The organism is Citrobacter sp. Cpo103, assembly GCF_030332605.1.
Taxonomy (GTDB): Bacteria; Pseudomonadota; Gammaproteobacteria; order Enterobacterales; family Enterobacteriaceae; genus Citrobacter; species Citrobacter portucalensis.
Genome location: NZ_JAOWHO010000029.1, coordinates 718,895 through 733,250, shown reverse-complemented (window position 1 = coordinate 733,250; position 14,356 = coordinate 718,895). Strand labels below are relative to the sequence as shown.

Below are 14,356 nucleotides of genomic sequence, written 5' to 3'. Positions count from 1 at the left end.
CGGGCATTGCGCCGGATGGCGGCTTCGCCTTATCCGGCCTACAACATCGCAGCATTTCTGTTACTTACCGCCTAAGCCTTTCTTCGCCAGCTCTTCTTTGAAGTTATCGCGGGTAATCAGCACCACATCCGTCACTTCAGTGAATGCCGGTGGCTCTGCACCTTTCGTTACCCAGTTGTAGAGCATTTCACTGGATTTATAGCCGTGCACGTCCGGGCTTGGCAGCAGTGAACCGTAGAACCCGGTCGCTTCGCCTTTAGACAGCTCGCTAACCGCGTCAACGCCGTTGATCCCGATACCAATCACGTTTGGTGCTTTGAAGCCCTGCCCTTCGGTAGCACGTACGCCACCCAGCACGGTGTTGTCGTTCATGCCGACAATCAGCCAGTTTTTGACTTCAGGATGCTGAACCAGCATGGAGTTGGCGGCGTCAAATGCGCCGGGGATGTCATTCGATTTTGTTGGGACCTGGTAAATTTGTTTTTCCGGGAAGCCTGCGGCTTTAAGCGCTTCCATTGAACCAGAAGTACGACGACGTGCGGTATCCAGTTCGTTGGCGGTAATGGCCATTACGGCGGTGGATTTCACATCCCAACCGCGTTTTTGCATCTCCTTGTACAGCTCCTGGCCCTGGCGTTCACCAATTTTGGTTGCCGCCATCATCACCAGCGGCACGGTATCCATCGGCTTACCTTTAGCGTTGGCAAACTGGTCGTCGACGGCAATAACTTTCATATCGTAGCCACGCGCCTTAGCCATAATGGCTGGTCCCAGTTTTGGATCTGGCGTGCAAATCACAAACCCTTTTGCTCCACTTGCAGCCAGGCTGTCGATGGCGTTAAGGGTTTTCTCACCATCCGGAACGGCAATTTTAATCACCTCAAAACCAAGGTCTTTACCGGCTTTATCGGCAAATTTCCATTCAGTCTGGAACCACGGTTCTTCCGGCTGTTTGACCAGGAAACCGAGCTTCATGGATTCAGCGATAGCGGATTGTGACATAATGGCCGCCAGACCGATGGCAGCCAGCGCTTTAGTGAATTTGTGCATGGTTAACTCCAGCTTTAACGTTCTTTTATGTAGGGTAAAATCAGACGATTTTTTGTAATTCGGACGTAAAACAAGGCATTACCTTTTATTGATAAGATCAATGCCAGTGCTGAGAGTATTTGTAGCGGGAAATTGATTCTCCATAAGAGAGCGGCATCACACCACAGAATTACAGTAATTGCGTACATAAATTCAGCGGGAAATGACATAAAAAAACGCGGTTTTGTCGACGGGAAAAAAGAGGGATAGCAGATTAGTCCATAACGTCAGCCAACGAATCCTTGTTCCCGAATACCGAAGCATTCGGGAAAATGATTACCATCGGTAATAAATGTGGTCAGCGTGATCGCGAACCGGAATGTCATCTCCCAATAGACGCGCCGCAAGCGTGAAAGCAAAATCGAAAATATGCCCTAACCCTTTACCGCTAATCAGGTTGCCATCTTCCACAACCGGCGCATCGATATATTCCCCATCCGTGACGTTTTGCCACAGATCTCCCGAACACACGTAGCGGCGCCCCTTCAGCAGGCCGTTGCCGCCCAGCACACGCGCAGCCGCAGAACACACCGGGCAAATGAGTTTTCCAGCCTCGTCATGGCGAGCGATAAACTGGATGACAGCCTCACTGGCGGCAAGATTAACGCTGCCCTGCGGCCCGCCAGGCAACACGACAGCATCGTAGAGGTCCGTCTGACGCATAGCCAGCGTGCTGTCCGTCACCATCGGCACGTCATGGTAGCTCACCACCGCACGGGACTCGGCGCAGGCCAGTGTTTCAACTTCGATCTGCAGGCGGCGCAGAATATCAATGGTAACAATGGCTTCCGCCTCTTCAAAACCAGGTGCCAGTAGCACGGCAACCTTTTTCATACACACTCCTCGATTTTTCCAAATACACCAAACAATAAATGCCGAATCATTCAGGCGCTTAACTTTATTAATTTCCACAAAACTGATCTGGCGCAAAAAATTAGCCAGCAGATAGCGTTCACCGACGCGGGTCAATGGTGAAATTTCTTCATCCGAAGACCAGATAATCATCTGGCGACAGACAATACCTGATTGTGAAATTCCATTTCGTGATATGAAACATCATTTCATTATCAATATTTTACTTTAATCCCATAAATATCAATCTGTTATATTCACAGCATTTATATGCACAAGCGGAAAAATCACTAATATTGCTATGACAATATGTAAAAAATCATAAATACGCAGATTTAAGGATTTTCTTATGTCGGGACTGGAGTTATGCTGAATCTCGATCGGGAGCGAATATAATTCGTGATCACTAAAGGACCGGCGGAACGGATTTATTCTGCTAACAGTTTTAATTGTACGTAGTGGTGACGTGTAGCGGCAGCCCGTTGCACTGACGTTAGTAACGTACATTCCCCTTTCTGGAAATAAGGATATTGATATGGCTGCAGTTGGAATTGTTCATAAACTCAACACACAAATGAACCTCGAGTTCTACGCATCGAATCTTTACCTGCATCTCAGTGAATGGTGCTACGAACACAGCCTGACTGGCACCGCAACCTTTCTACGCACCCAGGCGCAAGGTAACGTGACTCAAATGATGCGTATGTTTAATTTTATGAAAAGTGCCGGGGCTAACCCTATCGTCAAGGCTATTGATGTTCCGGGTGATGAACTAACTTCCCTTGAAGAACTGTTTCAGAAAACGCTGGATGAATACCAACAGCGCTACAGCAAGCTATCACGCTTAACTAATGAAGCAGAAGCCTTGAATGATGCAACAACCATTGATTTTCTTCACGATCTGGAAAAAGAGCAGCAGCAGGATGGCGTGCTGTTACAGACGATTCTTGATGAAGTCCGCAGCGCTAAACGTGCGGGACTGTGCATGGCGCAAACCGATAAGCACCTGCTGAACGTCGTGAACTATCAACATCACTAATCTTCAATTTTCATCGTGTTAATGCCGGATAACGATGCGACGCACCTTATCCGGCTGGTGCTTAATTTTCTCTACGCTCACGCCTCTCATTCTGCGAGGCGCAAAAAAACCTTTCTAAAACCTGAAACAACGGTTTATTTTAGTGAGATTCATTCTGCGGCGTGAATTTCAACTCGATCAAGGCAACCGCTTTTTGTATTGCGCGCATAGTGACCGGATCGGCACCTGCAGGATGGCTGGAAAAGTCGATGCTTTTCAGCTGGCTGGACATTTTCTCCCGAACTTCTACTGGGGCAATAACATCAAGAACATCCAGAATCTGCTTGATAACCAGCTGACAGGCAACAACGTCCGAGAGCAGTTCCTGATCGGCATTCAGTGTTTGGGACATAGTGAGCTCCTTATAGAAAGGTCGTCATAGTACCCATTCAACGAACGAAACGATAGCCGCGCATGCCTTCCGAATGCGCTGAAAATAAAAATAGTTCCAGTCAGTTTCTTTTGAGATGGCAAGCACAACATGAGTGAACATTTTGCGGTTGAGAACAAACGCGGTCTATCCCCGGCGGCATTACTTGTTGCCGGGGCTTTCTTTATGGAGTTTATTGACGGCACGGTGATTGCCACCGCACTGCCCGACATGGCGAAAAGTTTTGGCGTGCAGGCAGTTGACCTAAACATAGGTATCAGCGCCTATCTGATCACCCTCGCGGTACTGATCCCCGCCAGCGGCTGGATTGCGGATCGCTTCGGCGCCCGAAAGGTGTTTACCCTTGCACTGGCGATATTTACTCTCGCCTCGGTTTTATGCGGTTTGTCCGAAAGCCTTGAGAGCTTTGTCGCCATGCGAATCTTACAGGGTATAGGTGGTGCGCTAATGGTTCCGGTTGGCCGACTCGCGGTATTACGAACCACGCCTAAACATCAGTTGATCACCGCTATTGCGACCCTGACCTGGCCCGCGTTAGTCGCACCCATCATTGGCCCTCCCCTTGGCGGATTCATTACCAGCTATGCCAACTGGCGCTGGATCTTTTTCATTAATGTACCGCTCGGAATACTGGCGATTGCGCTGGCGCTACGTTTTATTCCGGATATTCATGACGACGAGCGCCGCCCATTTGATATAACGGGATTTATCGCAACCTCTGTTGCGATGGTGAGCCTGGTGTATGCCATGGAGTTACTGGGAACCCAACAGCCTCAGGGCTGGCTGACCGCCGGACTTTTGGCGCTAGGAACAGTGACCTTTCTGTTTGCACTGCATCATTTTCATCGCACCGCCTGGCCAATGATTCGCCTTGATGCCATGAACGTCCCTACTTTTCGCGTCACCATGTATGGCGGATCGCTGTTTCGTGCCTCTATCAGCGCCGTGCCGTTTCTGCTGCCGTTAATGTTTCAGGTAGGTTTTGGCATGAACGCTTTTCACGCGGGTTCGCTGGTACTGGCGGTATTTGTCGGCAATCTGACGATTAAACCTGCCACCACACCGTTGATACGCTGGCTGGGCTTTAAGAAACTCCTGTTGATTAACGGTGCACTTAACGTTCTGGCGCTGCTGGCCTGTGCATTAATTACGCCACAGACCCCCGTGTGGGTTATTTTGCTGGTGTTGTATCTGGGCGGCGTGTTCCGCTCAATTCAATTTACCGGCGTCAGCACACTTGCCTTCGCTGACGTCCCCGCGGCACAAATGAGCTACGCTAATACGCTGTTCAGTACGGCGACACAATTAGCGGTGGGGTTGGGCATTTCTTTAGCCGCTATTGGCATCCGCATTGGCGATGTGGTCAGTGAAAAGCTGGTATTGGGCAATGTTCCGGGGATCAGTTTCCGGCTGGCCTTTGTCGCTATTGCCATTATTTGTCTGGTAGGTATGGTGGATACGCTGCGGCTCACCCGTGATGCAGGAAGCGCAGTATCGAACAAGAACAGGTAGCCCGGAGGGTGAAAGCCGCCGGGCCAACAGGATTTAGCCAATCACCTCGCGTACAAACGCTTCGATTGCTTTGTCCTGGCAGTTTTCAAAGAAGCACTGCTGGAAGCGCGGGCCTGATACAGCGGTTTTCACCAGTTCAGGATCGATCGCGCGCAGCGTGTCCAGATAATTTTCTTTTACCACAGCCGCTTTCACCTGATTCAGAATACCGGCGTTACGCACCTGCGGCTCTTTACGCTCCGGTGGGTAGCCTTCACCGTTACGCCCGGTGAACGCTTTTTCAAACATATAGCGCACATTCAGCTCAGCACCCCAGCCAAAACCTTTGGCGAATGCCAGAGAAAGCGCGTTGCCGTTGTTAATCTGAGAGAACAAGAACGCATCTGCAGGATCGAGGCAATAACCACACACCACACCCGGATGGATATTCAGTGACATCATTGCCCCCTGGCCCGTACCGCAACCTGTAACAACAAAGTCTACAGCTTTGGAATTAAGCAGGATGCTGGCCATAATGCCTAAATGGATGTAGGTCAGATGATGATCATTTTCGTCGCTCATCCCAACGTTATAGACCGGAAAACCTTTCTCATCCGCAACGGCCTTAAGCTCGTTATGGATGATGGCGTTTTTGCTTGCCTGGCTGTTTTCCATCATCAATGCAATTTTCATTCTGTACTCTCCTGAATGCGCTGCGGTAGCCCGCTGAAAGTCATAACATTCAGCCACATTACTATTTTGCAATCACACTTTCAAATTTAATGAAATTTAGTTTTAAAAAACAAAGTTGCGCTCACATTCCTGTCTGAACAGTTCAGAATTGCCGCAAACAAATGACCTCGTTGTGATTAATCGCAGGTGATCTTCGGGCTATTCAAGCCATTGATGAGGGTCTCTGTATGCCATGATAGTGTATCTTCGAACTTTCAGAGCGATCTCATGAAGACTTTTATCCTGGCGCTTTTGCCGCTCATGCTGACAGGATGCACAATCACAAAACAGGCACAGGTCAGCGAAGCCAGCGCCATCACTGGTGTGGTTCGCCTCACTTATAATCAGGCCATGTTACAAACAGCACGTACCGATGACTACGTTACCCAAGGGACAGCCACCAAAGAGTGTCAGCGCCTGGGCTATGCCAGCGCAGAAGCGTTTGGTCAGCCGGTGTCAACCTGTAGCGTGTATGCTGGCTCTCTGTGCTTAAATACCAAAATTACACTCGCCTGGCAGTGTCATGGTGTCGCGGTGCCCCAATCACCTTCTTTCAATTATTAATATTTCCGACCAGCTCATTTTTGCTGGTCTTTTACCACTTTATTATTTATATCCTCCGTTTAATATCGTTAATGCGTTTTATTCCCATTCGCATTTTTAATAAATAAATTTATTATTTTACCTTTTGCAAATAATTAAATAACAAATTATAGTGACGCCACGTCAATATATAATAACGTTTGTGGAGCAGAACCATGCTGAAAACAGAAATGATCGAGCAACTGAATGAGCAAATGAACCTTGAATTATATTCATCTCTGCTCTACCAACAGATGAGCGCGTGGTGCAGCTATCACAGCTTCGAAGGTGCCGCCGCCTTTTTGCGCCGTCACGCCCAGGAAGAGATGACGCACATGCAGCGTCTGTTCGACTACCTGACCGATACCGGCAGTTTGCCGCGTATTAATACCGTTTCTTCACCCTTTGCTGAATATGCGTCTCTGGATGAACTGTTCCGTGTTACTTACGAACACGAGCAGCTAATCACCCAGAAAATTAATGAGCTGGCACACGCGGCAATGACCCACCAGGATTATCCAACCTTTAATTTCCTGCAATGGTATGTTGCCGAGCAGCATGAAGAAGAGAAATTATTTAAATCTGTTATTGATAAGCTGTCGCTGGCAGGAAAAAGCGGCGAAGGTCTTTATTTCATCGACAAAGAACTGGCTACGCTTGATACACAGAATTAATATTTTAGGGCAATGATGGCAGCCCGCCATCATTACCCCTTGAAATCAGTGACGGCAGATCTTGCTTTCGTGCGTAGAGAAGCCGTCTTCTTTTGCAATAAACTTTCCCTTCGCCGCTAAAAATGCCACCAGCTCGCCTGCCGTCATATCCGCCGCAGAACAAGTGTGAAAACGCGCCTGCTCGCCGAAACGTGCCGTAATCGCCGCTTCAAGGCTGGCATTTGAATACTGCTCGCCAGATTCAATCATCATGTTGAGCACTTCGTGACCGTGAATAGATTCCATACTACCTCCTTAATAAAGTCCGTAGCCTAATGTGAACCGCACATCGTCGCTTTGCGCTAACGCAGGTTTATCAGCAGATAAATGTCATTTGTTATACACCTTAACGGTCAAAGCATCGTAAAGATTAATGTACAGCCATTGTAACGGTGATTTGACGAAAATAGCGTTTTGCCTTAATCTGCGCCGCAGATATAACCATTGATTATCTCTGGGACAGAGGAAAGCGTGAAAAACAGAACCCTGGGTAGTATTTTTATCGTGGCGGGAACCACGATTGGTGCCGGTATGTTGGCAATGCCGCTGGCTGCGGCAGGCGTGGGGTTTAGCGTCACGCTGGTATTGTTAGTCAGTCTTTGGGCGTTGATGTGCTACACCGCGCTGTTGCTGCTTGAAGTGTATCAACATGTTCCGGCAGACACCGGGCTGGGCACGCAGGCAAAACGTTATCTTGGTCGTTACGGACAATGGGTAACGGGCTTTAGCATGATGTTTTTAATGTATGCCCTGACGGCGGCGTACATCAGTGGTGCAGGTGAACTGCTGGCTTCCAGCATCAGTGACTGGACCGGAACAAATATATCTCCGACGACAGGTGTACTGCTGTTCACCTTTGTTGCCGGTGGCGTGGTTTGTGTTGGGACCTCGCTCGTCGATCTGTTCAACCGTCTGCTATTCAGTGCCAAGATAATCTTCCTGGTGGCGATGCTGGCTCTGTTAATGCCGCATATTCATAAAGTGAACCTGCTTACGCTGCCGCTGCAACAGGGGCTGGCGCTCTCCGCGATCCCGGTCATCTTCACCTCATTCGGTTTTCACGGCAGTGTTCCCAGTATCGTCAGCTATATGAATGGTAACATCCGTAAACTGCGTTGGGTGTTTATTACGGGTAGCGCTATTCCTCTGGTCGCCTATATCTTCTGGCAATTGGCGACGCTTGGCAGCATTAACTCGACAACGTTCATGGGGCTATTAGCCAACCACGCAGGCTTAAATGGCTTATTGCAGGCATTGCGTGAAGTCGTGGCTTCGCCGCACGTCGAACTGGCGGTGCATCTGTTTGCTGACCTCGCGCTGGCGACCTCTTTCCTCGGCGTTGCATTGGGATTATTTGACTACCTGGCCGACCTCTTCCAGCGCCGCAATACCGTAGCGGGAAGAATGCAAACCGGCGCGGTGACCTTCCTGCCGCCGCTGGCATTCGCGCTGTTCTATCCGCGTGGTTTTGTCATGGCATTAGGGTATGCGGGCGTTGCCCTGGCGGTGCTGGCGCTGCTCATTCCCTCGATGCTGGCCTGGCAGAGCAGAAAACATAATCCGCAGGCCAACTACCGCGTAGCAGGCGGTGCTCCGGCGCTGGCGCTGGTATTTTTGTGCGGCATTGTGGTGATAGCGGTACAGTTTTCTATTGCAGCAGGATTACTACCAGAAGTGGGTTAAAACAAAGGGGCTTTCGCCCCTTTCTGTTAGTGCAAACAGCACTGCTTATATTTCTTGCCGCTGCCACACGGACAAGGGTCATTTCGCCCTACTTTGGCATCCACTTTCACCGGTACTTTGACCGGCGTTTCCTGAGGATGCGCCATCCAGTAAGCATGCAGGTCCAGCGCTGCCAGGCGGATGGCATCGACGCTCTCTTCAAACGCTTCCGGCGTTAGTTTCTCAACCACCGCAAAGTTCTCTTCCGTACCGTGCAGCGCAATAGCTTCAAGTGCTGGTTTTAACGTGTCCGGTAACGCGGACCAGTCTGACAGTGCGACGCCGCGCATATAACCAAAGCACCACTCTTCAACGATGGTCAGTTCATGCTCGTCAATTTCACGTAAACCAAACAGCGGCTCAAACTGCTCAGGATATTCATCCAGACGATCGGCCGTATCCGCCATATGTTGAAACGCCAGGTTCATGAAACGCGTCATTTCTTTTTCGGAGGACCAGCGAGGGACATACTGCGCGCCGCCCCAAATCGCGACCAGCCACTGCTCTGGTTCAATTTCATACGGTGAACTCAGCACCGCTGTCAGCAAACCATCCAGTTCTGACACATCCAGAATAGCCTTGTCTGTATTGTACTTAGTCAGTACATCATCCAGCCATTCCAGTTCGCTCTCGTTTAATGGTCCCGTTTTCATAACGCTTTTCCTTAGTCAAAAAATCTTGCCTGTGATCATCCTACATGGCTGGAGGGATAACAGATAAAAATGGGCATATGCGGCATACAGCTGCCGCCTGTTCAGGTTAACAGGAAACGCGTGGAATTCCGGAAGTTAACGCACAAAAGAGAACACTAAGCCGCCGGGCATCATACCGGGAAAACACAATAAAACCACCCGTAGGTGGTTTACTGTTGTTCAATACGGTTGAGCGTTGCGGTATAGCCCGTTTTCGCTACCGCGTTAAGTAAAGTATCGGTTGGGAAACCTTCTGGCACAATCGCTTCTGCTTGTCGGGTTTTTAGGGAGGATTTTGCTTTAATCACACCGTCGGTTTCACGTAGCGCCTGATTGACCGAAATAACGCATAACGAGCAGGTCATATTTTGTATATCAAGCACCACTTTTTGATTGGCCGCCTGAGCCCACAGCGGCAGAAGCAGGCATGCAACTAGCGTGAAGATCTTCATTCAAATACCTCATAAAACCAGGCAACGAGCGTTGGATAAAATAGCACCGGCAAAATCAACGCCAACGCGCACCAGTAGAGAACGCGCGCTTGCTTCAACGTTAACCATCCGGAACACCACAGCCGCCTGGAAAAATAGAGCCGCCAGAAGACGCGCAGTAATAAACCCAATGACACCAGCATCAGGGGAATTCGCAAAAACTCAAACTGGGTGAAAACAGCAAAGCTCGCCGCCGAAATACCAAACAGCAGATAGAGCAGCGGTCCAACGCAGCATAAGCCAGCGGTGACGGCAGCCGCCGCGGCCGTCAACAGGGTGAGTCCCGCCCCTTTAGCGTTGTTCTGTGGCGACATAGCTGTAGGAGAACGCTTTAGGATCATAGAAATTGATCGGGTCACCATCGACTTCAGCGTAAGGATAGCCAAAGTTGTTCATGGCTCCCTGCTCCGTTGCCGGATACAGCTCGAAATCACGCCCGTAGTTGAATCCAACCCAGTTCATTTCCCAGTTACCAAACAGGTAAGTGTTTACCGCCTGGACATCGGCGTCCTGATGCGACTTTTTCTCTGCCAGACGCATTTTGGTCACATCAGCAGGATCGCACGGTAACCAGCCGTAACCGGCCAGATAGAATTCGGCGCGACAATGTTGTCCGCCACTCACATCAGCGACACCTGCACTGTCAGCTTTGCCAAAAGCGCTTTTCGAGTAGCGTTCGAGCTTATTGGCTTTGCCCAGACGGATGCCAAACAGTTCGCGTGCCGGAATACCGCTGGCCCGTGCCAGAGCAACAAAAACGGAGCTCATGTCGGTGCATTTTCCTTTGAGCTTACCGCTTTTTAAGATCTCCGCCACATCCCCCGTGCCGCAGCCGATAACGTCGTTATCGCGCTCCATATGGCTACTCACCCACTCGTAAATCAGGCGTGCTTTTTTCAGCGGATCCTGCTCATTACCGGTAATTTTACGTGCGGTTTCCAGAACCTGCCCATCAACTGGGGTATGTGTCGTCGGCAGCAGGTACGGTTTTACATCCAGCGGATAAATAATCTGCTCCGGCGCTTGCCAGGTTTTCAGCGCATCCTGCTTCAGCGGCTCCCAGTCGGCGGTTTCAATGTCGATATCAACGTTAATCAACAGTTCACCCTGCGAGTCAGTCCAGGTGGCAAACAGCGTTTTCGCGCCATAAGTATTATTAGTGGTAACGTACGCATGCTTGTAGTTTCCGCTAAAGGCAAGCGCCGTCATTTGTTGAAACGCGGTATCTACCGGAAGCGGGATCCACAGTTTTACCACGCCGCTCGATCCCTTAGGAGGGTTAAGTTTATACGTCTGGGATAACACAAAGCGCCGACGCGCGACTGGTGCAACGGATGGCTCAGCGGCGTGAACCGTCTGGCTAATAACCGCAGGACCGACTAAACCGGCGGCGGAAAGGAGAACGCTATTTTTGAGAAATTGTCGACGTTGCATTGCTGTCTGTCCATGTTGTAAGAGTTGAGCTACGGCTAAGAAGGTAAAAACCGTGTGCGATCATCACAGCAGACAGACGCTGACATAAAAAGGTGAGCCGATGGAGGTTATTCATCAATAACAGACCTGTTAACTGTGAATGAAATAAGAAACTGCGCGACAGATAGTAAGCCATAGGCAGGCAAAAAGTACAGCCGTGAGAGCGAGTTCAGAATATATAAACATTCGTTGCCAGCTTACGGGCTAACCCTCTGGCCCCTTCGCGCATAACCATATCGTGATTCCAGCGAAAAACAGGTGCCGCCAGCGGGGCAAGATAATTCATCCAGCGGATCGTGGTACGTACATTCCAGTCATATCTGACGATAGTTTCTGCACCACTTGCAGAAAAAGACCACACGCCTCGCCCTTCAACCGCCCCGCTGGCTTGCCCCTCAAGCAGCGAGCAGGGCAGAATATTCAACACGTTGATGTCAAAGGTTAAGCGATAAGGAAGCGCTCCTTTCCAGGTATAACGATGTAGCGCCCCAATGCCCTGTATATCACCTTTTTTAATCTCAACAATGCGTTCCAGACTTTCCCACCATTCCGGCCACTGATCGGGATGAGAAAAAACATCCCATACCTCCTGAATAGAAGCCTCAACCCGCCAGACGGTGGAAAACCGATAGTTAGCCATAATACAGACTCCCTCAAGGCGAGAAGAAATTGGCGGGAAAACGGATGTTAATGACCATAGCATCCAGAAGCACGGTTTCTAATCGCTGCCCATCTGGCGCATAGCTGATCACTTTGGCAGGGAGTCCATGATAATTATCCAGCCAGACGTCATAGCGGTGAACACCATCAACCGCCATTGTTCCAGGCCCAACCACAGATACGTGCATTGTCGCCCGTCCTGCAAGGTTTTCCTTACCAACTGTGGTTGTTGTCCCTTCGCGTTGCAGATGACGAATATTGCCCAACAACACGCCGATATCAGAGCGATCCACCCGATGACCACGCTCATCCTGGATCAATGAATTAGTAGGCGACAGGTGCAAAATGGGCAATGTACCCACACCAAATGGCCATAACGTCACTTTACCGCTGACAGGATTAAAGATAAGCACCGCACCTGAATGCGGTTGGGTAAAATCCATCCGCACATACCCAGGCTTTTGAAAGCTATAGCGAATAATTTTGCTTTCATCGGATGGCGACGAGGAGCGCATCATAACCTGATAAGACCTCAGGTTATTAAATGACTGTTGAGAAAATGCGATGGGATCCGTAGCCCTGGCATTCTGCGAAATGATATCTTCTTTTTCCACCGAATATGCTGCACCACTAAGGGTGAGCAATGCTGCGAACATGACTATCGGAAAAGATGAAATGTTCATAGCAGCCCCCTGAACCAGCACTGTCTGCAAACAGAAGTAATCACCTGTTGACTGTTTTTATTATAGTTCTTAACTGCGCAGCACTACTCTTCCGATCTTTTAAATACAGTATGGACAGCAGGTTTAAAATATTGGTTTTCTTTTCAGTTAAGATGACAACATAAAGCTATACTTTAATAGCCATGCTTTTTATAGGTATTAATCATGAAACTGCCATCGGTATTTTCATGCGCCGTTCTCATATTACTGCTGCTGGCGTCATCGTCTGCCACAGCCAGCGCGTTACAAAACCAGGCCGTCAGAGAGCAAGAGTTGAGCGCGGCACTTCGAGCTGGTAATGGTGTGTTCATCATTGGCGGGACGGGTGATTTCGCTTTCACGTTCAGGGCACGAAACCGAATCCACAGACAGCTGGCGATACAGGATGGCTTTGGCGATCCCATCCTGATGAATAGTTTCCAGGACCACAACTACAATCCCGCCCGCGATGGGTTTATCAACAACCCTGCCCGAGGGGGCTTTATGTTTAACGCGCCGATTCGGCGATAGATTGATTAGCAATAGTGAGTATATAGAGGGCAGTTTACGTTTCTGGCAGGCTGCTTGACGCAAAGTATCTATGCTTGTAAAAAACAGGCACAAAAAAACCACCCGTAGGTGGTTTCACGACACTGCTTATTGCTTTGATTATTCTGTTCTTTCCCATGGTACCCGGAGTGGGACTTGAACCCACACAGCGCGAACGCCGAGGGATTTTAAATCCCTTGTGTCTACCGATTCCACCATCCGGGCTCGGGAAGAAATTGGAGGCGCGTTCCGGAGTCGAACCGGACTAGACGGATTTGCAATCCGCTACATAACCGCTTTGCTAACGCGCCGAAATCTTCTGGCTTTACAGCCAGACATCCGCTATTGCCGATGTCTTAAATTTGGAGCGGGAAACGAGACTCGAACTCGCGACCCCGACCTTGGCAAGGTCGTGCTCTACCAACTGAGCTATTCCCGCATCACCAAGTAACTTTGTTAATCACTTGATTTTGTTATCGTCTGGCAATCAATGCTGCCGTTCGATGCGTTGCATTCTACTTACCTGACGCAATGAGTCAACGATATTTTTCACCACTAACGATCGTTTGCTGAAATTTGCGTCGAAACGATCACTGATCAAGCAAATCTCCACGTGCAGCGCTCAAATACTGGAACATTGACCACAAAGTCAGTATCGCGGCGACGAAGAAAAGTGCGATCCCAGCATACTCTACCCAGATATTTGGACGCCACAGCAGCCAGGCCAGAGCAGCCATTTGCGAAGTGGTTTTCACTTTACCGATCCAGGATACGGCTACGCTGCTGCGTTTACCCAGTTCGGCCATCCATTCACGCAGTGCAGAGATGATAATTTCACGCGCAATCATTGTTGCGGCAGGAAGCGTCACCCACCAGCTGTGGTAATGCTCTGTCACCAGGACCATCGCGATTGCCACCAGCACTTTATCAGCGACCGGATCGAGGAAGGCACCAAAACGCGTGCTTTGGTTCCAGCGGCGCGCCAGAAAACCGTCAAACCAGTCAGTGACCGCTGCGATACAGAAGATCAGCGCACAAACAAAGGGAGCCCAGGTGAATGGCAGGTAAAAAGCCAATACAAAGAATGGGATCAGGATGACGCGAAACAGCGTGAGCAACGTAGGGATATTAAATTGCATA

The 14,356-nt window shown here is 49.6% G+C and carries 18 protein-coding genes and 3 tRNA genes; 6 read left to right on the top strand and 15 right to left on the bottom strand.

The window, feature by feature from the left end:
- Positions 1–60: 60 nt before the first annotated feature.
- The gene (locus tag OGX89_RS12195; RefSeq protein WP_003833897.1) at positions 61–1,050 is read right to left on the bottom strand and encodes an arabinose ABC transporter substrate-binding protein; all 990 of its coding nucleotides are present in this window, start codon (positions 1,048–1,050) and stop codon (positions 61–63) included.
- Between the two features lie 315 nt (positions 1,051–1,365).
- Positions 1,366–1,923 (bottom strand): DJ-1/PfpI family protein, encoded by a 558-nt coding sequence (locus OGX89_RS12190; RefSeq protein ID WP_125112757.1) that lies wholly within the window; start codon positions 1,921–1,923, stop codon positions 1,366–1,368.
- Positions 1,924–2,476: 553 nt separating this feature from the next.
- Here OGX89_RS12190 and OGX89_RS12185 point away from each other — a divergent pair.
- On the top strand, positions 2,477–2,980 hold the full coding sequence (locus tag OGX89_RS12185) for a non-heme ferritin-like protein (protein WP_003034597.1): 504 nt from the start codon (positions 2,477–2,479) through the stop codon (positions 2,978–2,980).
- Positions 2,981–3,119: 139 nt separating this feature from the next.
- Here the strand turns inward: OGX89_RS12185 and OGX89_RS12180 are convergent, their stop codons facing one another.
- A complete protein-coding gene (locus tag OGX89_RS12180; RefSeq protein WP_003034595.1) occupies positions 3,120–3,371 on the bottom strand; it encodes a DUF2766 family protein in 252 nt (83 codons plus the stop codon).
- A 129-nt stretch (positions 3,372–3,500) separates the two neighbouring features.
- On the opposite strand from OGX89_RS12180, the gene OGX89_RS12175 reads away from it, so the two are divergent.
- Positions 3,501–4,922 (top strand): MFS transporter, encoded by a 1,422-nt coding sequence (locus OGX89_RS12175; protein ID WP_125112499.1) that lies wholly within the window; start codon positions 3,501–3,503, stop codon positions 4,920–4,922.
- A gap of 33 nt (positions 4,923–4,955) precedes the next feature.
- Here OGX89_RS12175 and OGX89_RS12170 read toward each other — a convergent pair whose 3' ends face one another.
- Positions 4,956–5,594, bottom strand: a complete 639-nt coding sequence (locus OGX89_RS12170; RefSeq protein ID WP_003034591.1) for an RpiB/LacA/LacB family sugar-phosphate isomerase — start codon at positions 5,592–5,594, stop codon at positions 4,956–4,958.
- A gap of 267 nt (positions 5,595–5,861) precedes the next feature.
- On the opposite strand from OGX89_RS12170, the gene yecR reads away from it, so the two are divergent.
- Together yecR and ftnA are read left to right on the top strand one after the other, a co-directional pair.
- Entirely contained in the window at positions 5,862–6,197 is a 336-nt protein-coding gene (gene yecR / locus OGX89_RS12165; RefSeq protein ID WP_008785081.1) for a YecR family lipoprotein, read from the top strand.
- 194 nt (positions 6,198–6,391) lie between these two features.
- Entirely contained in the window at positions 6,392–6,889 is a 498-nt protein-coding gene (gene ftnA, locus OGX89_RS12160) for a non-heme ferritin (protein WP_125112500.1), read from the top strand.
- Between the two features lie 45 nt (positions 6,890–6,934).
- Here the strand turns inward: ftnA and OGX89_RS12155 are convergent, their stop codons facing one another.
- Positions 6,935–7,174 carry a YecH family metal-binding protein gene (locus OGX89_RS12155; protein ID WP_003034586.1) on the bottom strand — a complete coding sequence of 80 codons (240 nt, stop codon included), beginning with the start codon at positions 7,172–7,174 and terminating at the stop codon, positions 6,935–6,937.
- A 225-nt stretch (positions 7,175–7,399) separates the two neighbouring features.
- On the opposite strand from OGX89_RS12155, the gene tyrP reads away from it, so the two are divergent.
- Positions 7,400–8,611, top strand: coding sequence for a tyrosine transporter TyrP (gene tyrP, locus OGX89_RS12150; protein ID WP_286560553.1), 1,212 nt, complete (start codon positions 7,400–7,402; stop codon positions 8,609–8,611).
- Between the two features lie 26 nt (positions 8,612–8,637).
- Here the strand turns inward: tyrP and OGX89_RS12145 are convergent, their stop codons facing one another.
- From OGX89_RS12145 to OGX89_RS12120, 6 genes are all read right to left on the bottom strand, one after another.
- Entirely contained in the window at positions 8,638–9,303 is a 666-nt protein-coding gene (locus tag OGX89_RS12145) for a YecA/YgfB family protein (RefSeq protein ID WP_003034581.1), read from the bottom strand.
- A gap of 209 nt (positions 9,304–9,512) precedes the next feature.
- Positions 9,513–9,794, bottom strand: a complete 282-nt coding sequence (locus OGX89_RS12140) for a heavy-metal-associated domain-containing protein (RefSeq protein ID WP_003833910.1) — start codon at positions 9,792–9,794, stop codon at positions 9,513–9,515.
- Positions 9,791–10,147: a mercuric transporter MerT family protein gene (locus OGX89_RS12135; protein ID WP_003833912.1), complete on the bottom strand. Its 357-nt coding sequence runs from the start codon at positions 10,145–10,147 to the stop codon at positions 9,791–9,793. Before OGX89_RS12135 ends, OGX89_RS12140 begins: the two co-directional genes overlap by 4 nt.
- A complete protein-coding gene (locus tag OGX89_RS12130; RefSeq protein WP_125112501.1) occupies positions 10,125–11,267 on the bottom strand; it encodes a transglutaminase-like domain-containing protein in 1,143 nt (380 codons plus the stop codon). The genes OGX89_RS12135 and OGX89_RS12130 overlap by 23 nt, the downstream gene beginning before the upstream one ends.
- A 208-nt stretch (positions 11,268–11,475) precedes the next feature.
- Entirely contained in the window at positions 11,476–11,946 is a 471-nt protein-coding gene (locus OGX89_RS12125) for an SRPBCC family protein (protein WP_003833916.1), read from the bottom strand.
- Between the two features lie 13 nt (positions 11,947–11,959).
- Entirely contained in the window at positions 11,960–12,649 is a 690-nt protein-coding gene (locus tag OGX89_RS12120; RefSeq protein WP_125112502.1) for a LolA family protein, read from the bottom strand.
- Between the two features lie 204 nt (positions 12,650–12,853).
- On the opposite strand from OGX89_RS12120, the gene OGX89_RS23780 reads away from it, so the two are divergent.
- The gene (locus OGX89_RS23780; protein ID WP_125112503.1) at positions 12,854–13,198 is read left to right on the top strand and encodes a hypothetical protein; all 345 of its coding nucleotides are present in this window, start codon (positions 12,854–12,856) and stop codon (positions 13,196–13,198) included.
- Positions 13,199–13,354: 156 nt separating this feature from the next.
- On the opposite strand, the gene OGX89_RS12110 is transcribed toward OGX89_RS23780, so the two are convergent.
- From OGX89_RS12110 to pgsA, 4 genes are all read right to left on the bottom strand, one after another.
- A tRNA-Leu gene (locus tag OGX89_RS12110) sits at positions 13,355–13,441 on the bottom strand.
- 12 nt (positions 13,442–13,453) lie between these two features.
- Positions 13,454–13,527, bottom strand: a tRNA-Cys gene (locus tag OGX89_RS12105).
- Positions 13,528–13,579: 52 nt separating this feature from the next.
- Positions 13,580–13,655 (bottom strand) — tRNA-Gly (locus OGX89_RS12100).
- Between the two features lie 151 nt (positions 13,656–13,806).
- Positions 13,807–14,355: a CDP-diacylglycerol--glycerol-3-phosphate 3-phosphatidyltransferase gene (gene pgsA, locus OGX89_RS12095; protein ID WP_003030490.1), complete on the bottom strand. Its 549-nt coding sequence runs from the start codon at positions 14,353–14,355 to the stop codon at positions 13,807–13,809.
- Position 14,356: the final 1 nt, after the last annotated feature.